The organism is Priestia sp. 10L35 (assembly GCF_056395685.1).
Genome location: NZ_JBFTKA010000006.1, coordinates 15,897 through 36,942, shown reverse-complemented (window position 1 = coordinate 36,942; position 21,046 = coordinate 15,897). Strand labels below are relative to the sequence as shown.

At 37.6% G+C, this 21,046-nt stretch carries 21 protein-coding genes and 4 tRNA genes; 1 reads left to right on the top strand and 24 read right to left on the bottom strand.

Annotation, left to right across the window (positions count from 1 at the left end):
• Positions 1–14: 14 nt before the first annotated feature.
• The 20 genes from AC1DEF_RS20515 to AC1DEF_RS20420 all read right to left on the bottom strand — a co-directional run bounded on the left by AC1DEF_RS20515 (position 15) and on the right by AC1DEF_RS20420 (position 16,823).
• The gene (locus AC1DEF_RS20515) at positions 15–794 is read right to left on the bottom strand and encodes a two-component system regulatory protein YycI (protein WP_097824953.1); all 780 of its coding nucleotides are present in this window, start codon (positions 792–794) and stop codon (positions 15–17) included.
• Positions 781–2,148, bottom strand: a complete 1,368-nt coding sequence (locus tag AC1DEF_RS20510) for a YycH family regulatory protein (RefSeq protein WP_097824954.1) — start codon at positions 2,146–2,148, stop codon at positions 781–783. Before AC1DEF_RS20510 ends, AC1DEF_RS20515 begins: the two co-directional genes overlap by 14 nt.
• On the bottom strand, positions 2,139–4,046 hold the full coding sequence (gene walK / locus AC1DEF_RS20505; RefSeq protein ID WP_097824955.1) for a cell wall metabolism sensor histidine kinase WalK: 1,908 nt from the start codon (positions 4,044–4,046) through the stop codon (positions 2,139–2,141). The genes AC1DEF_RS20510 and walK overlap by 10 nt, the downstream gene beginning before the upstream one ends.
• 6 nt (positions 4,047–4,052) lie before the next feature.
• Positions 4,053–4,760 carry a response regulator YycF gene (gene yycF / locus AC1DEF_RS20500; RefSeq protein WP_013085552.1) on the bottom strand — a complete coding sequence of 236 codons (708 nt, stop codon included), beginning with the start codon at positions 4,758–4,760 and terminating at the stop codon, positions 4,053–4,055.
• Positions 4,761–5,022: 262 nt separating this feature from the next.
• Positions 5,023–5,095 (bottom strand) — tRNA-Phe (locus AC1DEF_RS20495).
• A 4-nt stretch (positions 5,096–5,099) separates the two neighbouring features.
• A tRNA-Asp gene (locus AC1DEF_RS20490) sits at positions 5,100–5,175 on the bottom strand.
• A gap of 36 nt (positions 5,176–5,211) precedes the next feature.
• Positions 5,212–5,283, bottom strand: a tRNA-Glu gene (locus AC1DEF_RS20485).
• Between the two features lie 15 nt (positions 5,284–5,298).
• Positions 5,299–5,371: transfer RNA gene (locus tag AC1DEF_RS20480), tRNA-Lys, on the bottom strand.
• Positions 5,372–5,539: 168 nt separating this feature from the next.
• Entirely contained in the window at positions 5,540–6,826 is a 1,287-nt protein-coding gene (locus AC1DEF_RS20475) for an adenylosuccinate synthase (RefSeq protein ID WP_013085553.1), read from the bottom strand.
• Between the two features lie 187 nt (positions 6,827–7,013).
• The gene (dnaB, locus tag AC1DEF_RS20470) at positions 7,014–8,378 is read right to left on the bottom strand and encodes a replicative DNA helicase (RefSeq protein ID WP_013059909.1); all 1,365 of its coding nucleotides are present in this window, start codon (positions 8,376–8,378) and stop codon (positions 7,014–7,016) included.
• A 116-nt stretch (positions 8,379–8,494) separates the two neighbouring features.
• Positions 8,495–8,944, bottom strand: a complete 450-nt coding sequence (rplI, locus tag AC1DEF_RS20465) for a 50S ribosomal protein L9 (protein WP_013059910.1) — start codon at positions 8,942–8,944, stop codon at positions 8,495–8,497.
• Positions 8,941–10,914, bottom strand: coding sequence for a DHH family phosphoesterase (locus AC1DEF_RS20460; protein WP_025752414.1), 1,974 nt, complete (start codon positions 10,912–10,914; stop codon positions 8,941–8,943). Before AC1DEF_RS20460 ends, rplI begins: the two co-directional genes overlap by 4 nt.
• A 36-nt stretch (positions 10,915–10,950) precedes the next feature.
• Positions 10,951–11,895 carry a YybS family protein gene (locus tag AC1DEF_RS20455; protein WP_043977601.1) on the bottom strand — a complete coding sequence of 315 codons (945 nt, stop codon included), beginning with the start codon at positions 11,893–11,895 and terminating at the stop codon, positions 10,951–10,953.
• Positions 11,896–12,033: 138 nt separating this feature from the next.
• Entirely contained in the window at positions 12,034–12,273 is a 240-nt protein-coding gene (gene rpsR / locus AC1DEF_RS20450) for a 30S ribosomal protein S18 (protein ID WP_013059913.1), read from the bottom strand.
• Between the two features lie 66 nt (positions 12,274–12,339).
• The gene (gene ssb, locus AC1DEF_RS20445) at positions 12,340–12,840 is read right to left on the bottom strand and encodes a single-stranded DNA-binding protein (RefSeq protein WP_013059914.1); all 501 of its coding nucleotides are present in this window, start codon (positions 12,838–12,840) and stop codon (positions 12,340–12,342) included.
• Between the two features lie 48 nt (positions 12,841–12,888).
• Positions 12,889–13,176 carry a 30S ribosomal protein S6 gene (gene rpsF, locus AC1DEF_RS20440; protein ID WP_013059915.1) on the bottom strand — a complete coding sequence of 96 codons (288 nt, stop codon included), beginning with the start codon at positions 13,174–13,176 and terminating at the stop codon, positions 12,889–12,891.
• A 189-nt stretch (positions 13,177–13,365) separates the two neighbouring features.
• On the bottom strand, positions 13,366–14,466 hold the full coding sequence (ychF, locus tag AC1DEF_RS20435) for a redox-regulated ATPase YchF (RefSeq protein WP_047931292.1): 1,101 nt from the start codon (positions 14,464–14,466) through the stop codon (positions 13,366–13,368).
• 170 nt (positions 14,467–14,636) lie between these two features.
• Positions 14,637–14,834 carry a DUF951 domain-containing protein gene (locus AC1DEF_RS20430; RefSeq protein WP_013059917.1) on the bottom strand — a complete coding sequence of 66 codons (198 nt, stop codon included), beginning with the start codon at positions 14,832–14,834 and terminating at the stop codon, positions 14,637–14,639.
• 14 nt (positions 14,835–14,848) lie between these two features.
• On the bottom strand, positions 14,849–15,742 hold the full coding sequence (locus AC1DEF_RS20425) for a mechanosensitive ion channel family protein (protein ID WP_013085559.1): 894 nt from the start codon (positions 15,740–15,742) through the stop codon (positions 14,849–14,851).
• A 67-nt stretch (positions 15,743–15,809) separates the two neighbouring features.
• On the bottom strand, positions 15,810–16,823 hold the full coding sequence (locus tag AC1DEF_RS20420; RefSeq protein ID WP_043977603.1) for a YkvI family membrane protein: 1,014 nt from the start codon (positions 16,821–16,823) through the stop codon (positions 15,810–15,812).
• Between the two features lie 86 nt (positions 16,824–16,909).
• Between AC1DEF_RS20420 and yyaC the strand changes: the two genes are divergently transcribed.
• Positions 16,910–17,530 carry a spore protease YyaC gene (gene yyaC, locus AC1DEF_RS20415; RefSeq protein ID WP_013059920.1) on the top strand — a complete coding sequence of 207 codons (621 nt, stop codon included), beginning with the start codon at positions 16,910–16,912 and terminating at the stop codon, positions 17,528–17,530.
• A 32-nt stretch (positions 17,531–17,562) separates the two neighbouring features.
• Here the strand turns inward: yyaC and AC1DEF_RS20410 are convergent, their stop codons facing one another.
• The 4 genes from AC1DEF_RS20410 to rsmG form a co-directional block, all read right to left on the bottom strand.
• Positions 17,563–18,432 (bottom strand): ParB/RepB/Spo0J family partition protein, encoded by an 870-nt coding sequence (locus AC1DEF_RS20410; RefSeq protein ID WP_013059921.1) that lies wholly within the window; start codon positions 18,430–18,432, stop codon positions 17,563–17,565.
• The gene (locus tag AC1DEF_RS20405; protein ID WP_013085563.1) at positions 18,404–19,186 is read right to left on the bottom strand and encodes a ParA family protein; all 783 of its coding nucleotides are present in this window, start codon (positions 19,184–19,186) and stop codon (positions 18,404–18,406) included. Before AC1DEF_RS20405 ends, AC1DEF_RS20410 begins: the two co-directional genes overlap by 29 nt.
• A 117-nt stretch (positions 19,187–19,303) precedes the next feature.
• Entirely contained in the window at positions 19,304–20,179 is an 876-nt protein-coding gene (noc, locus tag AC1DEF_RS20400; protein WP_013059923.1) for a nucleoid occlusion protein, read from the bottom strand.
• A gap of 135 nt (positions 20,180–20,314) precedes the next feature.
• The gene (gene rsmG, locus AC1DEF_RS20395; protein ID WP_013085565.1) at positions 20,315–21,031 is read right to left on the bottom strand and encodes a 16S rRNA (guanine(527)-N(7))-methyltransferase RsmG; all 717 of its coding nucleotides are present in this window, start codon (positions 21,029–21,031) and stop codon (positions 20,315–20,317) included.
• Positions 21,032–21,046 lie beyond the last annotated feature (15 nt).

The window sequence follows — 21,046 nt, the reverse complement described above, 5'->3', positions numbered from 1 at the left end:
CTCACTCCAAATACTTATTTATTTCCTTTTTTAATAATCTGCCCTTCAAAGGCATTTACAAAATAACTCGTATCTCCATTTACAATAACATGCCAAGTTGGTGCTAAAACTTGAGAATTTAGTAGCGGCAGATCAAACGTATAGTACCCAAACTCTACTTTTGTTACAGAATCTTTCTTTTTCAATTCACCCTTCAAAAACAAATTTTCTAATGCTTTTAAAGGCGTTAAAACATCCTGCTCATCATCTAACGTTTTCACAGAACCTAGCATTGTTTGTTCATACGAAATAATTTCACCTTTATCATTTAAATGAGCAATAATCATGCCATTTTCATTATCAAAGATTTTATGCTTCTTATATTGTTGAAAGAATGTAACTGTTTTTTTCTCTTTATTAACATTCCATAGCTCATAATCCTTACCCGAGAGCACATACCGTTTTAGAAATTGACTTAGCTTTGCTTCGGGACTTTTTTCAGGTACTGAAAAAGGTTTGTCTAGTACACTTCGAATTGTTTTTTCCTCAAGCAGCGCTGCTTTTTGCTCTTTCAGCTTTTTCAAGTCTTCTTCTTTAAACAGCTTACTTTTAGCATTTAGCGATGAAGCTTCTTTCACATCTATAGGTAAATGTTTATATTCAATGCCTTCACTCGTTAATTGTTCTTCAACGCTCGACTCTACAAATAGAGAGTACTGATCTTCTTGATGAGTCTTAAAAATCTGATAGCCTAAGTAAATATTAAGGATCAAGAAAGTGAAAATAAAGATGGTTTTTGTTCTATTCCAATCCATCGTTATCGCCTCCTTCGGTCGGCGGTGCAATTCGATACCACTTACTATTATAATAATAGAACCAAGAAGGAACGAGTTTGACAGAGTTAGAATTAAACTCAACCGTCTTTTCACCGGTTTTTGGCTGCTGGGAGACTTCTTCTAGCTGATAGCCTATTGAAATATCTTTTAACAGATTCGGGTCAAAGTTTTGGTGTTTTTCAATTAATTGAATCACCTTTTGAGATGACTGCAGCTTTTCTACACTCGAATCCTGTACTCTCACAAAACGATAAAGAGGACGACGGTAATTTAAAATCTCCGCATTTCCCCATCTTTGATATATTTCAGTCATTCCCTGATTGCTGTACACTGGATAGTTATCTTTATAATAACGATAGCTAATTTCTTTTGTAATACGATTCCAGCTGTTGAACCTGTAATTAGATTCCGTCCAGCCGCCGTGGTCATTAACGAAGCTAAAGCTGCGGTTTATTAAATTATAATCTTCCATTACTTCGGTCGTGGAATTTACAAGATTCACATATTCCATCACATCTGTCTTCGTATTAACATTAATCACTTTTGTACCTTCGGTGTAGACATCTCGGTTTGTAGACGTTTCTTTCCGTGCATAGTCTGGGTTGTTAAAAAGCGCTTCCTTATATTTTTCAATATCTAAATGCCTCATGCTCGTATAGTAGACTTCACTATTCATCGTGATATTGTTTTCCGGAAGGAAGATATACCGATTTTTGTTTTCTTTATATACAAAGCTCGGGGCATACGTACGTTTCATCTTATCTTCTAATTCTTTGATATCATCTTTGGCCAAATTCTTGACTGTAACCGAATAAATCTTTTTTTGCTCATAATTCACAAGATACACACTCACGAAAAAGGAAGGTGTACGCTTAATTTTAATGAGTACACGGTCAAATGTTTGATTAGGCAAAGACGTTTGAGAAAATGAAAAAAGCTGTTGAAATGTTTTCAAAGGCAGCGCGTCTGGATACAACACTTCAATAGAATTACTTCCATGGACATAATTTAAAAATCCATCAGGAGAAATAGCATCCGAAACGTCCGTCACATTCGAAAATTTCCACTTTTTCATTTCATTTACCCATTTGTTTACATCATCTTCGTCGTGAGACATGTAGTGATTATCGTTTCGATGATAGAGAACTTCTGTTGGAAGAATATGATCTTCTATTTTACTTTTTGAACTGACTTCAACTTCCTGCAAATGTTGATTTTTTGAAATGACCTTATAAGAAGGCTGATACGTCCATATATGATACGTCATAATTAAACTGGAAGTGACGAGAACAACTAAGATGGCCGTTTTGATATGTTCATACCTCATTCCCATTCGTCATCATTCTCACTTTCAATCGGAAGAGTAAAGTAAATCGTTGTTCCTTTTCCTTCCTGACTATCTGCCCAAATACGTCCATCATGTGCTTCAATAATTTCCTTGGCAATAGCAAGCCCTAATCCTGTTCCGCCTAATTTACGCGTTCGTGCTTTGTCTACACGATAGAAGCGTTCGAAAATTTTAGCTAAATTTGATTTTGGAATTCCCATACCTTGGTCTTTAATGCTCACAACAATTTCATGCGTATGCTGAGCAATTGAAAATGTAATGGTTCCGCCTTCAGGTGAATATTTTATTGCATTGGAAATAATGTTATCTAATACTTGTGTAATTTTATCTTGATCGATAGCGACATAGATTGCTTCATTTGGCAAGTCGCGCACGAACGAAATACCTTGTTCAATTGTCATTTCAAAGCGATCAATGATGTAATGATAAAACTTCACAAAATTGATTGGGTCACGACTAAATCGGTAGTCTTGGCTATCTAGCTTAGATAATTGAAGCAAGTCGTTAACGAGACGAATCATTCGTTCTGTTTCCGTTTGCGTTACATTTAAAAATGTTGGAGCTAAGTCCTTATCTTCCCATGCTCCTTCTGCAAGCGCATCTAAATAACTGCGCATCGTTGTTAACGGCGTACGCAATTCATGTGAAACATTCGCTACGAATTCTCGGCGATCTTGATCAATTTTCTCCTGCTCTGTAATATCATGCAAGACAATGATAATTCCGTTAATAAAACCGGTCTCTTTTTGAATAGCGGAAATGGTAGCTCTTAAAATAAAGGGATCCGATTTTGTACTAAAGTCCAAAATCAATGACTCTTGATTAGCGAGCAAGCTTTCAAACGTATGCGTTTCTTCAAGATCTAGTAGGGAAACAACTGGGTCAGATAAAACCGTTTCACGTGAAACATTTAGCATAGCTGCGGCTGGATCATTAATTAAAATTACTCTTCCCTTTCGATCCGTCGCAATAACGCCGTCCGTCATATGAGCTAATACTGAACTAAGCTTACGGCGCTCCCCTTCTGTAGTTGCTTGTGCTTCTTGAAGCTTTCTTGTTAAGTTGTTGAATGTGAGAGCTAGCTGACCAATCTCATCATACCCGTATACCTTAGCTTTTCTCGTAAAATTCCCTTTGGCCATCTCAAGTGCTTGTTTTCTCATTTCAGACATTGGACGAGTAATCGTCTGAGCTAAAAAAACGCCTAAAATAGCTGTAATAAAAAGAGCAATCACCGTACCTGCCTTAAAGATCTGATTGATATTACTCATTTGATCGTAAACAGGCTCCATGGAAGCTGTTAAGTAAATAGCACCTAAGATTTCTTCGCTAGACTGAACTTTTCCATTTTTATTAGTTGAATTTGATTGACTGGCACCTACTTTATCCTGTAAACGAATAGGCTGTATCATAACTCTGATTCGCTGTCCGCTTTGATCAACAAATACATTATCAGAGTTCGTTCCTGCTAACAACGCATTTGTAATCGCTAAATCATTAGTCTTTTTACCTATGATCTGTTGAGGATTTGAGTTCGATGTAGCAATGATTCTTCTATTTTGGTCAATGACTCTTACTTCAGAGATGTCATTCATATCATTTGAAGCTAAATTGGGTCTTGAAGCAAAATCTCGTAAAATAGTCTTTAAGTCTTCCTCAAGAGTGGGTGAATCATCATCACGATTTTTCACCATTTCTTGTCCAATATTATACGTCAGCAAGTCTGTCCGCTCTTGAAGAGACGTTCGAAAGTTGTTAACTAATTCTTTTTCTAATTGTCGTGCAAAATAGACCCCAATAATTTGCATCGCAATTAAAATGAGCAGCACATAAATCAATACAAACTTTAAATGAATAGATTGCAGGAGCCTTACTTTCTTCATCTAAAATTACTCCTGCTCTGGGCTGCGTAAATAATAGCCTACTCCACGTCTTGTTACAATCCACATTGGATGGCTTGGATTATCTTCAATTTTTTCACGTAATCTTCGAACTGTTACATCTACCGTACGCACATCACCAAAATAGTCATAACCCCATACAGTTTGAAGCAAGTGTTCACGCGTCATGACTTGTCCAATGTGCTTCGCTAAATAATGCAGCAGCTCAAACTCACGGTGAGTCAGTTCAATCGTTTCTCCGCGCTTAGACACGATATAAGCATCTGGGTGAATAACAAGTGCTCCAATCGTAATTTCATTCGTTTCGCTTTCTTCCGTTGGAACAGCTACCTGCTGATGTCTACGTAAATTAGCTTTTACACGTGCTAATAATTCACGCGTACTAAACGGCTTAGTTACATAATCATCTGCACCTAATTCTAGACCTAAAACTTTGTCAATTTCAGAGTCTTTTGCTGTTAACATGATAATTGGCATATCATATTTTTTGCGCACTTCTCGGCAAACTTCCATTCCATCTTTCTGAGGAAGCATAATATCTAATAAAATCATTTCAGGCTGTACTTCTTCCACTTTTTCAAGTGCTTCTACGCCATCATAAGCACAAAATACTTCGTAACCTTCTTTTTGCAAATTAAACTTTAAAATATCTGCAATCGGCTTTTCGTCATCTACGACTAAAATACGTTTATCCATGATCATCGTTCTCCTTTATTAGTTGAAGCAAAATATAAAAGATAGTATTCATACTGTTTGAATACCGTAGTTTTATTATACTTGATAACCCTTGAAACGTCACAAGTTCATCCTCTACTATACATGAAGATATATGATTTTCAACCATCTCTAAATACAAAAGTAATATATTACCACAAAAGAGATACAAAGCAAATAACGTTTTCTTTTAAATGTAAATAAAAGAAAAAAGCATGACTTTAAATAAAGTCATGCTTTTTGATGGCTCGGGACGGAATCGAACCGCCGACACAAGGATTTTCAGTCCTTTGCTCTACCAACTGAGCTACCGAGCCAAAATGGCGGTCCCGACGGGAATCGAACCCGCGATCTCCTGCGTGACAGGCAGGCATGTTAACCGCTACACCACGGGACCTCAGTCTATATGCTATGTATTAAAAAATATTAAAAATGACCCGTACGGGATTCGAACCCGTGTTACCGCCGTGAAAGGGCGGTGTCTTAACCGCTTGACCAACGGGCCACGTTGTAACAAAAGTGAGCCATGAAGGACTCGAACCTTCGACCCTCTGATTAAAAGTCAGATGCTCTACCAACTGAGCTAATGGCTCATGTTATATCTCTTAGCGACGCTTATTATAATAACATGATATTTCATATGAATGCAATAGTTTTTTTAAAACTTTCTTTTTATTATTGAGCTTTTTTAAAAAATCTTGTTAACAAAGCACCAATTATAAATAAAAAAGGTTAGCTCACGAGGAGCTAACCTTTTTTATTTAGCTATATACACCACGTAATACATTTGTTTGTGTACGATCTGGACCTACAGAGAAAATAGATAAAGGAATACCTGTTAATTGAGACACGCGCTCTAAGTAGTGGCGAGCGTTATCAGGTAACTCATCTAATGTTTTCACACCCGTAATATCTTCTGTCCAACCTGGAAGCTCTTCATATACAGGTTCGCATTCTGCAAGTGTTTTTAAGCTAGCAGGGAATTCTTCCATAACTTCCCCTTTATAACGGTAAGCTACGCAAATCTTTAATGTCTCAATTCCCGTTAATACATCAATTGAGTTTAAAGATAAATCTGTGATTCCGCTAACGCGACGAGCATGACGTACAACTACACTGTCGAACCAACCTACACGGCGAGGACGACCAGTTGTTGTACCATATTCACGTCCTACTTCACGGATTTGATCACCGATTTCGTTTGTTAATTCAGTTGGGAAAGGACCGTCACCAACACGAGTTGTATATGCTTTTGATACACCTACAACGTGTTTGATTTTAGATGGACCTACACCAGAACCAATTGTTACTCCACCCGCTACTGGGTTTGAAGATGTAACAAATGGATATGTTCCTTGGTCGATATCTAACATAACACCTTGTGCGCCTTCAAATAGTACACGACGTCCTTCGTCTAACGCATCATTTAATACTACTGATGTATCAACAACATATTTTGCAACTTGTTGACCATACTCATAGTACTCATCTAAAATTTCTTCTAATGTAAAGCCTTCTACTTCATACATTTTTTCAAGAAGGCGGTTCTTTTCAGCTAAGTTTTGTGTTAATTTTGCTTCAAATACTTCACGGTCTAGTAAATCGGCAATTCGAATACCAACACGTGCTGCTTTATCCATATAAGCTGGTCCAATACCTTTTTTCGTTGTACCAATCTTATTTTCACCTTTACGTTCTTCTTCAACTTCATCTAATTTTAAATGATATGGAAGAATCACATGAGCTCGGTTACTAATACGTAAGTTTTCTGTTGTTACACCGCGATCATGTAAGTATTTTAATTCTTGAACAAGCGCTTTTGGATCGACAACCATACCGTTTCCAATTACACACGTTTTGTCATTATAAAAAATACCTGAAGGAATTAAATGTAACTTATAAGTTTCACCATTAAACTTAATTGTGTGACCTGCATTGTTCCCACCTTGGTAACGTGCAATCACTTCTGCATTTTCTGATAGGAAGTCTGTAATCTTCCCTTTTCCTTCATCTCCCCATTGTGTTCCTACTACAACGACTGAAGACATATCTTAAGCACCTCCGCTTAGTAAGCAACAGCTCACTACGACATAATTTAACCATGGATAAGTGTATCAATTTATCACACTAAAGTCAATTAAATCCGAACGATTTAACAAAAGTTATTACAAATATATCGTATTTTGCGGAACGAATACGATAACAATAAAATAAAACCTCTCATATTGAGAGGTTTTATGCACCAGGCGGCACTCCTGCGTCATCAAAGCGCCGCTCGAGATTAACGAATTTATTGTACTCTTTTACAAAGGCAAGCTGTACGGTTCCAACTGGACCGTTACGCTGCTTGGCTATAATAATCTCGATAATATTTTGATTTTCTGTATCTTTTTCATAATAGTCTTCACGATATAAGAAAGCTACGATATCGGCATCCTGCTCAATACTTCCGGATTCACGGATATCAGACATCATTGGCCGCTTATCTTGTCTTTGCTCTACTCCACGGGAAAGCTGTGATAAGGCGATAACAGGAACTTCTAATTCACGAGCTAAAGCTTTTAACGCACGAGAAATTTCAGATACTTCCTGCTGTCGGTTTTCTCCGCTTCGTCCATTTCCTTGAATGAGCTGTAAGTAGTCAATTAAAATCATCCCAAGCCCGCCTTCTTGTTTCAAGCGACGGCACTTAGAACGGATTTCACCTACACGAATACCCGGTGTATCATCAATATAAATCCCTGCATTGGACAAAGATCCCATTGCCATCGTGAGCTTTCCCCAGTCATCAGCTGTAAGCGAACCTGTACGCAGCCTTTGTGCATCAATATTTCCTTCGGCACACAGCATCCTCATAACAAGCTGCTGAGCCCCCATCTCTAAACTGAAGATGGCTACGTTCTCATCCGTTTTCGTTGCAACGTTTTGCGCAATATTTAAGGCAAAAGCCGTTTTACCTACCGATGGTCGGGCCGCTACAATGATTAAATCATTTCGCTGGAACCCTGCTGTCATTCTATCTAAATCACTAAACCCGGTTGGGATACCTGTAATGTCACCTTTTCGATTGTGAAGAACTTCGATATCATCGTACGTTTGTACAAGTACATCTTTGATATTTTGAAACACACCGCTGTTTTTACGCTGTGCTACTTCTAAAATGTTTTTTTCCGCTTCATTTAATAAAACTTCCACTTCGTCTTCCCTTGCATATCCTTCTGAAGCAATATGCGTTGCAGTACGAATTAAACGGCGTAAAATCGACTTTTCTTCTACGATTTTACCGTAATACTCTACGTTTGCAGCCGTTGGAACAGAGTTAGCTAAATCACTTAAATACGATACGCCGCCAACTTCTTCTAGGATTTTTTGGTCAGCTAATTCAGACGTTACCGTTACCAAATCAACCGGTTCACCTTGGTCAGAAAGTTTCAGCATACATGTAAAGATTTTCTGGTGCGATGCCCGGTAAAAATCTTCAGGTATTAGCAGTTCAGATGCTAAGGTTAAAGAAGAAGGCTCTAAGAAAATGGCCCCTAATAGCGCTTGCTCTGCTTCAATATTCTGAGGCGGAAGACGATCAGCAAAAAGATCACTCATATTTCTATGCCCCTCTTATATTCTTTCAGTATTTTCTTTCATCATAAATGTTGGCGCGAACAAATACAAGTCCGCGCCAACCCTTTATATTATTTACTTATTTCTCAATCTTACGTTTATTTTTGTTCAGTCACGTGTACCTTTACCGTAGCCGTTACTTCCGGATGTAATTTAACTGGTACATTTGTGTAGCCTAATGCGCGAATTGCATCATTTAATTCAATTTTACGCTTATCTACTTTAATTTTGTGCTTTTTCTTTAATTCTTCAGCAATTTGTTTGCTTGTGATAGAACCGAATAAACGGCCACCTTCACCAGATTTTGCTGTTAATTCAACTGTTAGTTCTTCAAGAGTTGCTTTTAACTCTTTGTTTGCTTGAAGTTCTGCAGCTGCATCTTTTTGCTCTCTATTTTTTTGTGCTTCTAATACTTTCACATTACCGCCTGTAGCTTCAACAGCATAACCATTTTTTAATAAGAAGTTATGTGCATAACCGTCTGAAACATTTTTCACTTCACCTTTTTTGCCTTTTCCTTTTACATCTTTTAAGAAAATTACTTTCATGATTTTTTACCTCCATCTAAGTACTCATCAATTGCTTGTTTAAGCCGTTCTTCAGCTTCATCCAAACTAATGTCTTGAAGCTGAGTAGCAGCATTCGTTAAATGGCCTCCGCCTTGGAGACTTTCCATAATAACTTGTACATTGATATCTCCAAGCGATCTAGCACTAATGCCAATTAGATTATCCCGTCGCTTAGAAATAACAAACGAAGCAACCACTCCGCTGATTGAAAGCAGCGTATCTGCAGCCTGCGCAATTAACACTTGATCATACATTTTGTTTGGTTCAGCTCGTGAAATAGCAATACCTGCTGTATAAATCTCTGCATGTTCAATAAAGCGTGCTCGCTGTACATATTGCGTGATATCTTCTTTTAAAAACTTTTGAACAAGAACCGTATCTGCGCCTTGAGAACGTAAAAAGGACGCTGCATCAAACGTACGAGATCCCGTGCGTAATGTAAAGCTTTTTGTATCGACAATAATACCGGCTAAAAGTGCTGTTGCTTCTAGCATATCAATTTTAAATCGTTTTGGCTGGTATTCAAGAAGCTCAGTAACGAGTTCTGCTGTCGAGGAAGCATATGGCTCCATATAGACAAGAAGAGGATCTTCGATAAAGTCTTCTCCTCGTCTATGATGATCAATGACCACGACATTTTCAATACGATTTAATAACCTTTCTTCAATAACGAGCGACGGCTTATGCGTATCTACTACTACTAAAAGAGTATCATCACTCACAAGATTTAAGGCTTCTTCAGGCGTAATAAATCGTTCCCACAGGCCTTCTTTCTTTTTAATCTCTTCTAGCATTCGCTGAACACCTGTATCAATATGATCAGGATCTAATACGATAAAACCGTCTTTCTGATTGACTTGCGCTACTTTTAATATCCCAATAGCAGCTCCTACAGCATCCATATCCGGATACTTATGACCCATGATAATCACTTTTCCACTCTCTGTAATGAGCTCTTTTAACGCGTGAGAAATAACCCTTGCACGCACGCGCGTCCGTTTTTCCATTGGGTTTGTCTTGCCCCCAAAGAATTTTACTTTTCCATTCGGCTGTTTAATTGCTACTTGATCTCCACCTCGACCTAAGGCCAAATCCAAACTAGATTGAGCTAAAGCACCCAGCTCAGGTAAATCAGCAGCACCAGCTCCGATACCAATGCTCAATGTAAGCGGTATATTTTGTTTAGACGTCTCTTCTCGAACTTGGTCTAAGATAGAAAATTTGCTTCGCTCTAAATGAATTAAGATTTGTTCATTCATAATCGCAATAAATTTCTCGGAAGACGTACGTTTAATAAAAATACCGTATTCTTGAGCCCAACTATTTAACATAGAGGTTACTTGGCTATTCAAGTTACTTTTAACTTGATCATCCATTCCTTGCGTTAGTTCATCATAATTATCTAAAAAGATAATACCTAAACTTGTTCGTTCTTCTTCATACAATTTTTCGATTTCTATTTGCTCTGTAATATCAAAGAAGTACAGTAAGCGCTCGTCTCGTTTAATCACCACTTTAAATTTCCGATCATGCAACGTGACAACTTCTGTTTCCACTTCTTGTTTGATCAGTGGAATAATACTTTCGGCTACATCGTATAATGATCTTCCCACTAGTGTGTCTTCACCGAGACAAGATGCTAGAAAAGGATTGGTCCATTCAATTTGATATTCATCATTAAACAGCATAATCCCAATCGGCATTTCCATTAATGCCTCTTCGCCTACTTTTTTCAGCCGATGAGACAGCATTGAAATATAGGTTTCAAACTCATCGGACAGCATTCGCTCCATTCTCATGTATAGAAAAAGACAGGCTAATAGTAATATAAAGCCTATCATTCCTATGATCCAATTATGATAGGTCACGATACCTACTAAAATCAGAGCTATACTATACAATGAGTAAAATGGATAGCGAATGACGTTCTTTTTTGTAAAGACAGGCATCCATTTCAGCTCCTACTTTTTTAAGTTCCACAATATCTACTTTTTTGTGTCTAATTGTTTTCTTAAATTAAATCCTAAATCAATTATACCTAAGATGCGCACAATTTGAAGGATAATTGGAATAATTAATGCTAAAATTGTTACAACAATTGGAATTGCTTTGGCATACCCTTTTTGATGTGAGAAATAGAAAATAAAAGAGATCCCTTGTAACACGACTAGCATTTGCAGTCCCATCACGATGTTGATAATAGCTACGTACATAAATGTACCTTGTTCAATATTAAAAGATGGGAAGGATAAAATTAATGCAATCAAATAATACCATAGAATACTTTTAGGAAGTTTAAATTCACGAAAAGGCGGGAATGCTTGCACCTCATAACCTGTTCTTTTAAGAATAGGCGTAGCAATAAGCTGAGAGAAAAAGGCCAGAATAACTCCACCCATAACAATTAATAGAGGCAACAGATTTTTAAACATATCAAATGCATCTCTCATTTGGTCAATTTGAGATTCCTTAACGTCTTGTCCTAAACTTTTCATCATTTCAATACTTTGATTAATCGATTGATCTAAAGCATTATTTATTTGCTCCATTAGATTAACATTAAAAACGATGTTTGCTCCTACGAACAATAAAAGTAAACCTAAACTAAATGCAACCGTGCCGCCTAGTAAAATGGTATACCTTTTTTGTTTTTGTCGGTAAAGCATTCCTATTGCTAATCCACCAATACCAAATACAAATGTAAAAGGAAGAGTCAACACATTTCCAAATAACAAAGTCAATAACAACCCTACTACTAAAAATAATATTGCCTTTTTCCACCCATGACGAACGGTATACACAATAAATGGAACAGCTAGCGCTAGTTGAAAAATGGTTCCCACAACAGGTATGTATAGTGAAAAAAGCAACAGCGCCACAAACAGCGCTAAAAGAGCTGCTCCTTCTGTAATATATCGAATTCCTTTCACAACTTCACCTCGTTGATATAGACTATTATTTATTTTATCGATTCAATTCATAAGAAGCAACTATTTGACAAAAGAGCACCTATGTAATGTAAAAAGAGGCAGTAAGGGAATCCTTACTGCCTCTTTTTATACCGTTCATTATTCACCAGAAACATATGGTAATAATGCCATTTGACGAGCGCGTTTGATAGCGATCGTTAATTTACGTTGGTATTTAGCGCTTGTTCCAGTTACACGACGAGGTAAAATTTTACCACGCTCTGAAACGAATTTTTTAAGCATATCTACATCTTTGTAATCGATGTGAGTGATGCCGTTTGCTGTGAAGAAACAAACTTTACGACGTCTGTTGCGTCCACCTTTACGTCCACCTGCCATTTTGATACGCCTCCTTCCGCTTAAAAGTTTCTATAAAATTTTATACTCCGGATAATCTACTGCGAATTAAAACGGTAAATCGTCATCTGAAATGTCAATTGTCTCGCCATTATTTGCAAATGGATCATCATCAACGCGAGTATAACCTTGATTACCTGAGTTACGGTTCTGATTATCTCCAAATGGAGAGCCTTGTCCAGATCCTCCAGTGTTAGCAAAGTTACTGCGTTGCGTATCCCCACCGCCACTTTTCGGCTCTAAAAATTGCACACTTTCCGCTACAACTTCCGTTACGTATACGCGACGACCGTCTTGTCCTTCGTAACTGCGAGATTGTAGTCGACCATCAACACCAGCTAAACTTCCTTTTTTAAGGAAATTGGCTGCATTTTCAGCCTGACGACGCCATACAACACAGTTGATGAAGTCAGCTTCACGTTCACCTTGCTGATTTGTAAATGTGCGGTTTACCGCTAAAGTGAATGTTGCAACCGCTGCTCCACTCGGGGTATAACGTAATTCAGGATCTTTGGTTAAGCGTCCTACGAGAATTACGCGATTCATCATCAGAACCACTCCTTAAGGAAATAAAACCCAATTTATTTAAACGTTTAATTATGCTTCTTGTTTAACAACGATATGACGGATAATGTCTTCGTTGATTTTCGCAAGACGATCAAATTCAGAAACTGCTTCTGAAGTAGCCGCCACGTCAAGAATCATGTAGTAACCGTCACGGAAATCATTGATTTCGTATGCTAAACGACGTTTACCCCATTCTTTAACATTTGCGATTTCAGCACCATTATCAGTTAATACGCCGTTAAAGCGCTCAACTAATGCTTTCTTTGCTTCGTCATCAATGCTTGGACGGATGATGTACATTACTTCATACTTTCTCATCACTGTCACCTCCTTTTGGTCTAACGGCCCGAAATGGGCAAGGAGCAATAAAATATTACTCACGAATTAAAATTATAGCATACTACCATAGGCAAAGCAATACGCATTGCGGGCTGTTTCGTAAATATATGCTAATATTTTAGCCAACGACAAAAGCCGAAAGAAGATATCTCCTTTCGGCTTTTAATCTTATACGTTAAAGCGGAAATGCATAACGTCTCCGTCTTTTACGATGTATTCTTTTCCTTCTAAACGTACTTTTCCAGCTTCACGAGCTGCTCCCATTGTTTTGGCAGCTAATAAGTCTTCATATGATACCGTTTCTGCACGAATAAATCCGCGTTCAAAATCTGTATGAATAATACCTGCACACTCAGGAGCTTTCATACCTTGTGTGAACGTCCATGCGCGTACTTCTTGCTCACCAGCTGTAAAGTACGTAGCTAATCCAAGTAAGTCGTACGCTGCACGTACAAGCTGATCTAGACCTGACTGTTCAATGCCTAGTTCTTCAAGGAACATTGCTTTTTCTTCTCCTTCAAGCTCAGCAATTTCAGATTCAATGCGTGCACAAACAACAATTACTTCTGCACCTTCACTTGCCGCATAATCACGAACTTTTGCTACATATTCGTTAGCAGATGCATCGGCTACTTCGTCTTCAGAAACGTTTGCTACATAAAGAATAGGTTTGATTGTTAGCAAATGAAATTGTTTTACTAGTTTCATTTGTTCTTCTGTAAATGATACAGCACGAGCTGGCTGATCACTTTCAAATGCATTCTTTAGTTTCTCTAGAATTTCGTATTCATACATTGCTTCTTTATCTTTTTGTTTAGCCATTTTTTGAACACGGCCAATACGCTTCTCTACCGTTTCTAAATCTGCTAAAATCAACTCTAAATTAATTGTTTCAATATCTGAAATAGGATCTACTTTTCCTGAAACGTGCGTGATGTTTTCATCTTCAAAACAACGCACAACGTGACAAATCGCATCTACTTCTCGAATATGAGATAAGAATTTATTTCCCAGTCCTTCACCTTTACTAGCACCCTTTACGATTCCAGCGATATCTGTGAATTCAAATGCTGTTGGAATTGTTTTTTTAGGTTTTACAAGCTCTGTAAGTTTTTGAAGACGATGATCAGGTACTTCTACAATACCTACGTTAGGATCAATCGTACAGAAAGGATAGTTCGCAGATTCTGCGCCCGCTTGTGTAATTGCATTAAATAATGTTGATTTCCCAACGTTCGGAAGACCAACAATTCCAGCTGTTAAAGCCATATATTTATTCACTCCTCTTTATATATCCGAAACAAGTTAACCTGTCACAATTATAGTGAGTCAACTTTTGAAATACAAGTTTAATAAAGAACCTTTAGTAACACCGCTTTAAGATGCTTCATTTTGTCCCACCTTACAGTATAAGGCATAAACATAGAAAATGCATGAGGTTATTCCTCATGCTTTACAAGAATTTTTTTCATTTTACGTGCAAAATCACGTCTTGGAATCATTACGCTATGGCCGCAGCCTTCACATTTAATGCGGATATCCATTCCCATTCGAATGATTTTCCATTCATTTGTACCGCAAGGATGAGGTTTTTTCATTTCCACAACGTCATTTAAACCAAATTCTTTTTCCGTCATCAACTCTCTCCTCCTTATTTCCCTTTCAACGTCGACGAATGCTGTGCTTCTTCTGTACGATTATACATAACCATACGAGGAAATGGAACTTCAATGCCATGTTCATTTAGCCTTGTACGCACTTCTTTACGAATCATACGAGAAATATGGAAATGTCTCATTGGTTTTACTTCGCTTGTAATCCTCATTGTGACTTCAGTTGCATGGATATTTTGAACCCCCAGCAATTCAGGCGTTTTAACCATATCTTCATAGCGGCTTGGTAATTCTTCTAGCAGCTCTAAAATCACTTTTTCTGCTTTTTGTATGTTTTCTTCATAAGAAATGCTTACATCAACAAAAGCTACGCTGTTATGTAATGAAAAATTAGTGACCTCCACAATACTGCCATTGGGCAAGATATTAATCTCGCCTGTCCAACTCTTAATCTTTGTTGTTCGCAGACCGATTTCTTCTACAGTTCCCTCAAATGTTCCTACTCGAACATAATCCCCAACGGAGAACTGATCTTCAAAGATAATAAAAAATCCCGTAATGATGTCTTTCACTAAGTTTTGAGCACCAAACCCTACCGCGAGCCCTACGATTCCAGCCCCCGCTAGCAATCCTCGAACATCTACCGATAATGTTTCTAAAATCATAACTCCCGCAACGAAATAAATAGCATAAGAAAAAACATTCTGAAGCAAACGGACCATCGTAGCTTCTCGTCGCTCAGAAATACGCAGAGGGCTATTTGTGCGAACCTCTACAAATTTATTTAACGCTTGCTTCCCAATTCGAATTAAAAACATGGAAATAAGCAGAATCAACAGAATTTTTATGAAGCCTTCTCCAATATGTGCCCACGTTTCTTCTTGAAAAAATGGCTCAAATACGTTCTTAAAAACTGACGTCAACGAATTCATACTACATGTAGCTCCTATCGTAACATACTCTACATACGAGAAAGTTTTAATCTATTGTAGCAAGTTTCTACGAACTTTTGTAGCGATTTCGAAATGGATACAATAGAACAGCTGTTACTAAAAATAAATTGACGATTCCATACATTGGATACAAAACGGCAATCAAAGTAGAAAAACCTAACTTTGTAAAGGGAATCATTAAAAGTAGCCAGCAGGCTGCCAGTTTCCAAAGAGATTGCACTCTTTCAGTATGAAAACGCGCGGTCAGTCCTAAGATTCCCGATACGGCTGTTGTATAAATTGCAATGAGCAAAACAATGCTCATCAAAAACAGCATCGTATAAGGAAAGTCTTTCAGAATAGCGAATAATGGAATTTCATAAGAAGAAAGAAGGCCTGAAACTTGAATAAGCGATTCATTATAAATAAAGGAGAGCCCTCCTAATAAAAAACCACTGCCAACACTTGCAATATAAATCTCTTTTTTGCTTTTAATTTCCTTTCCAATTGTAGATAATACCGCGACAAGAGGAAGAATATTTAAAGCCGTAAAGGTAAAAGCAGCAGGCCAATTATGCTGAAGATGCCAATCAGTTACTCCAGGATGACGTAAAACAAATGTAAGAAGTACGCCAGCTAGTCCAATCATTAAAATTGGCATAACGAAAGAATTGATAGAAAGAAGCCCATTTAATCCTCTTGAAAAAACAAAGACGATAAACGCACTAAGAGCGCCAATTCCCCACCAGTAAGGAACATGCCACATTTCCAATGTCGCCCCGCCGCCCGCGATCATAATCACCGTCGTCGTAAACAAATAAAAAACGATTAAAACATCGTAGGCTGCAGCCCATCTCTTTCCTATTAATTCAATTAGTACTGGATAAAATTGATTGGTTCGGTAGCGATAGCTGATTTGCATAATCACATTGCAAGAAATCGCAAAAATAATAGAAAATAGAAAAATAGCAAGTCCGCTTTCTTCGCCAAAGAACTGCCATAGCTCTCTCCCTGAAGCATACCCAGCGCCTATCATGGTTCCCATAATTAAGAATATCCATTTACATCCTGCTCTCCACATCGATTTTCCCCCAATCCATGAAATATATGTATAGAATCTTCAAAATCTTCGTATACTGTTACTATTATGTATAAGGAGTGGACCCTATGAATTTAAAATCTCCCTTCTTTGAGAAGACACAACATTCAACCCGCGTATTTCATGATGAAGAATCTGCTACAAAGAAGCTGAGTACACAGTTACTATCTTTACTTCCAGCACAGAAAGACAGACCAATTGTTTTTGTATGTATTGGAACGGACCGTTCAACTGGGGACTCATTGGGTCCATTAGTCGGAACGAAATTGAATGAAAAGAAGGTTTCGTCTTTTCACATTTTTGGAACGTTAGAAGAGCCTGTTCATGCTGTTAATTTGAAAGAAACGTTAAAACATATTCAAAAACTTTTCCCGAATCCTTTTATTATTGGAATTGATGCTTGTTTAGGTCGTATGAAAAGCGTAGGCTCTGCATCACTTGGAATAGGACCCGTTAAACCAGGAGCAGGAGTTAATAAAGAATTGCCGCCAGTCGGGGATATTCATATAACAGGGGTTGTCAACGTGAGCGGATTTATGGAGTTTTTCGTCTTGCAAAATACGAGGCTTCACCTCGTTATGTGCATTGCCGATTTAATCGCGAAAAGTATTGAGACTGCGCACAACGAACGAGAGAAAGAGTTTAATAATTCTTCGGTTTACCAACCTGTAAGACATTATAAACAATAAAAAAGGTTGTCCTAAAACTAGGACAACCTTTTTTATACAGAAGATTTGTTAGTCTGAGAAAGATCGTTAAATAATTCAAGAAGACGGTTTAAATCTTCTTTAGAGAAAAATTCGATTTCAATTTTTCCTTTTTTCTTGCTTTGTGTAATATGAACAGAGGTACCAAAACGCTCACGAAGCTGTGTTTCACTTTGTTTTATAAATAAATCTTTATCTTTTTTAGTTTTTGATGTTTCACGTGGAACGGCTTTATTTAAGTGGGCAATATAAGCCTCTAGCTGTCTAACATTCAATTGTTCCTTGCGTATTTTTTCAACGACTTTAGGTAGAAGAGCTTTATTTTTCAAACCGACTAGCGTACGGCCGTGGCCCATAGACAATTCATTAGTAGAAATGAGGGTTTGAATTTCCTCAGGCAACTGCAAGAGGCGAACATAGTTAGCAATATGAGGTCGGCTTTTTCCCAGTCGTGTAGCAAGTTGCTCCTGTGTCATATCGAGCTTATCCATAAGCAATTGATAAGCGGTTGCTTCTTCAATTGGCGTCAAATCTTCACGCTGTAAATTTTCTAACAAAGCTAGTTCCATCATTTGCTTTTCTGAAAAGTCTTTTATAATGACAGGAACAGTAGCAAGGTCGGCTTCTTTAGCAGCTCTAAATCGTCTTTCACCCGCTAAGATTTCATAGCCTTTAATGCTTTTGCGAGCTACAATAGGCTGTAAGATGCCATGATGTAAAATGGATTGCTTTAACTCATTAATTGCTTCTTTATTAAACGTTTTACGTGGTTGATAGGGGTTGGGTCTGAGTTCGTGAATAGCAACTTCCTGAATTGAATCATCAGCCTGTGCATCTAAGCCTGAAAATAAGGCATTAATTCCTTTCCCTAATCCTTTCGCCATTATAAATCACTTCCTTTGCAAGTTCCGTATAAACTGCGGCCCCTCTAGATCTTGCATCATATAAGATAATTGGTTCACCATGACTAGGTGCTTCGCTCAAACGAACATTTCGAGGAATAATCGTTTGATAAACGCGATCCTGAAAGTACTTCTTCACTTCTGCTGTTACCTGAAGTCCTAAATTTGTGCGTGCATCAAGCATAGTCAGTAACACACCTTCGATACGCAGTTGATTATTCAAATGTTTTTGGACTAATCTAACGGTATTTAGCAGTTGACTTAACCCTTCAAGCGCATAATATTCACACTGTACAGGTATTAAAACAGAATCAGCTGCCGTTAACGCATTTAATGTCAGTAAACCAAGAGAAGGGGGACAATCAATAATAACATAATCAAAGTGATCTTTCACCGTTTCTAAAGCTCTCTTAAGTCGAACTTCACGTGAAATGGTGGACACTAATTCAATTTCTGCACCAGCTAATTGAATGGTCGCGGGAATGATTGATAAATTTCCGACGGCTGTTGAACGAACAACGTTCTTAGCTTCCATATCTTCCACGATTACATTATAAATACATTCATCTACATCTGCTTTATCTATGCCAACTCCACTCGTAGCGTTACCCTGGGGATCTCCGTCTACAAGTAGAACCTTTTTTCCTTGTTCAGCTAAACAAGCTCCTAAATTAACAGCGGTTGTTGTTTTTCCAACTCCGCCTTTTTGATTCGCAACTGCCACAATTTTCCCCATGTTGTCACCTACTTTCATTTCCATCCCATTTGTCCAGACAGTTTAATTGCTCATTGAATTTTCTGACGAAAAACTTTGATAAAAAAGCCTCATCAAAAAAAGATGAGGGCTATTTCTTTATTTTTTCGGAATCTTAATAGTAAACTGAAAATACTCATCAAACTCTTCTTCTTCCGTGTTTAATGAAATACCGCTGTCACTAACCATTGTCAAGGATTGACGAATTGTATTCATTGCGATGCGCGTATCTTTACTAAACGCTTTTCTTTTTGCTTTTGGCTTTTTAACCTGCGTTTCTAACAATTTAACTACTCGATCTTCCGTTTGTTTTACATTTAATTGTTTTTCAATAATTTCAGCTAATACTTGAAGTTGTTTTTCTTGATTTTTGAGGGGAATGAGCGCTCTTGCATGTCGCTCTGTAATCAATTTTTGTTTGATTGCTTCTTGTATTTCAACAGGAAGCTTTAACAAACGAAGCTTGTTTGCAATTGTGGATTGGCCTTTTCCTAAACGTTGAGCTAATGCCTCTTGGGTAAGATTATGTAACTCAATTAACTTTGCGTAGGCTAGTGCTTCTTCGACAGCCGTTAGCTCTTCACGTTGTAAGTTTTCTATTAAAGCCACAGAGGCCGTTTCTGTATCGTTAAAATGTTTCACAATTGCAGGAACCGTATCCCATCCTAAGCTTTGTACAGCTCTCCAACGGCGTTCTCCAGCAATTAATTCGTATTCTTCGCCCTCAGTCGGTCGAACCACAATAGGTTGAATGATACCGTGTGTATGAATAGTCAGAGCTAGCTCTTCAATTTTTGCTTCATTAAACACAGTACGCGGCTGGTAACGATTTGGAATAATACTTGAAACCCTAATTTGTTTTACTTCATCTCTTAAAACTTTTTCGACATTTTCATCTTGGACAGTTTCAATCTCTACATGAATATCCTCATCTTTTTCCTTTAAATTAAAAAAACGTGAAAAAGCAGATTTCATAGTCCCACACCACCTTCAGGAAAATCCCGCCTTAAACTAATTCGATGTTTTTTAACCATATCCTGCTTTCTAAACAGAAAATATAGAGAAGAAAATGTTTCATATGAAACATTCTCTTCTCTATCTATTTAATGCCTACTCTAGTGGAAGCTTAACTGGGGTACCAGGTTTTCTAGGATATTTTTTAGGCGTTTTCTTGATTTTGTCTATTAAAATAATGTAACGTTCACTTTGCTCCAAAGGCAATTGGAAATGTTCAATCGACTTCACTTTTCCGCCTAATACTTGGAATGATTTTTCTCCATTTTTCAATTCCTCTGGGGCAGAAGCACCTTTCATTGCTAAAAAGCGTCCTTGTTCTTTAACAAGCGGTAAGCAAAATTCATTAAGAACCGAGATACGTGCGACGGCTCTTGCCGTTACAAGATCGAATGACTCGCGAATCGTTTCTTTTTTACCAAATGTTTCAGCTCGATCATGACATAGTGTGACATTGTCTAGTTCAAGCTCATTTACAAGATGCGTTAAAAACGTAATACGCTTTTGTAACGAATCAACGATTGTTACATGCAAATGCGGGAAGCAAATTTTGATCGGAATACTTGGAAATCCTGCTCCTGCACCTACATCACACATGGATTCAATTTCTGTAAAGTCTTGAAAAAAAGCAGCTGAAATAGAATCGTAAAAATGCTTTTCATACACTTCACCGTGATCAGTGATAGCAGTTAAATTCATTTTTTCGTTCCATTCCACTAAAACTTGATAATACTTTTCAAATTGATTCAGCTGTTTAGAAGAAAGAGAAATTCCCTTTTCTTCTAATAGCTGTTGAAACTGTTGAATATTCATTGAGTTTCCCTTTCT

Coding starts and splice junctions, on each gene's coding strand:
- AC1DEF_RS20515 (WP_097824953.1), bottom strand. CDS start 794: ATGGATTGGAATAGAACAAAAACCATCTTTATTTTCACTTTCTTGATC.
- AC1DEF_RS20420 (WP_043977603.1), bottom strand. CDS start 16,823: ATGTGGAGAGCAGGATGTAAATGGATATTCTTAATTATGGGAACCATG.
- AC1DEF_RS20460 (WP_025752414.1), bottom strand. CDS start 10,914: ATGCCTGTCTTTACAAAAAAGAACGTCATTCGCTATCCATTTTACTCA.
- AC1DEF_RS20425 (WP_013085559.1), bottom strand. CDS start 15,742: ATGAATTCGTTGACGTCAGTTTTTAAGAACGTATTTGAGCCATTTTTT.
- ssb (WP_013059914.1), bottom strand. CDS start 12,840: ATGATGAATCGCGTAATTCTCGTAGGACGCTTAACCAAAGATCCTGAA.
- AC1DEF_RS20405 (WP_013085563.1), bottom strand. CDS start 19,186: ATGGGGAAAATTGTGGCAGTTGCGAATCAAAAAGGCGGAGTTGGAAAA.
- rpsR (WP_013059913.1), bottom strand. CDS start 12,273: ATGGCAGGTGGACGTAAAGGTGGACGCAACAGACGTCGTAAAGTTTGT.
- AC1DEF_RS20410 (WP_013059921.1), bottom strand. CDS start 18,432: ATGGCGAAAGGATTAGGGAAAGGAATTAATGCCTTATTTTCAGGCTTA.
- noc (WP_013059923.1), bottom strand. CDS start 20,179: ATGAAATCTGCTTTTTCACGTTTTTTTAATTTAAAGGAAAAAGATGAG.
- yycF (WP_013085552.1), bottom strand. CDS start 4,760: ATGGATAAACGTATTTTAGTCGTAGATGACGAAAAGCCGATTGCAGAT.
- AC1DEF_RS20510 (WP_097824954.1), bottom strand. CDS start 2,148: ATGGGAATGAGGTATGAACATATCAAAACGGCCATCTTAGTTGTTCTC.
- AC1DEF_RS20475 (WP_013085553.1), bottom strand. CDS start 6,826: ATGTCTTCAGTCGTTGTAGTAGGAACACAATGGGGAGATGAAGGAAAA.
- ychF (WP_047931292.1), bottom strand. CDS start 14,466: ATGGCTTTAACAGCTGGAATTGTTGGTCTTCCGAACGTTGGGAAATCA.
- yyaC (WP_013059920.1), top strand. CDS start 16,910: ATGAATTTAAAATCTCCCTTCTTTGAGAAGACACAACATTCAACCCGC.
- AC1DEF_RS20430 (WP_013059917.1), bottom strand. CDS start 14,834: ATGACGGAAAAAGAATTTGGTTTAAATGACGTTGTGGAAATGAAAAAA.
- walK (WP_097824955.1), bottom strand. CDS start 4,046: ATGAAGAAAGTAAGGCTCCTGCAATCTATTCATTTAAAGTTTGTATTG.
- dnaB (WP_013059909.1), bottom strand. CDS start 8,378: ATGAGTGATCTTTTTGCTGATCGTCTTCCGCCTCAGAATATTGAAGCA.
- rsmG (WP_013085565.1), bottom strand. CDS start 21,031: ATGAATATTCAACAGTTTCAACAGCTATTAGAAGAAAAGGGAATTTCT.
- rpsF (WP_013059915.1), bottom strand. CDS start 13,176: ATGAGAAAGTATGAAGTAATGTACATCATCCGTCCAAGCATTGATGAC.
- rplI (WP_013059910.1), bottom strand. CDS start 8,944: ATGAAAGTAATTTTCTTAAAAGATGTAAAAGGAAAAGGCAAAAAAGGT.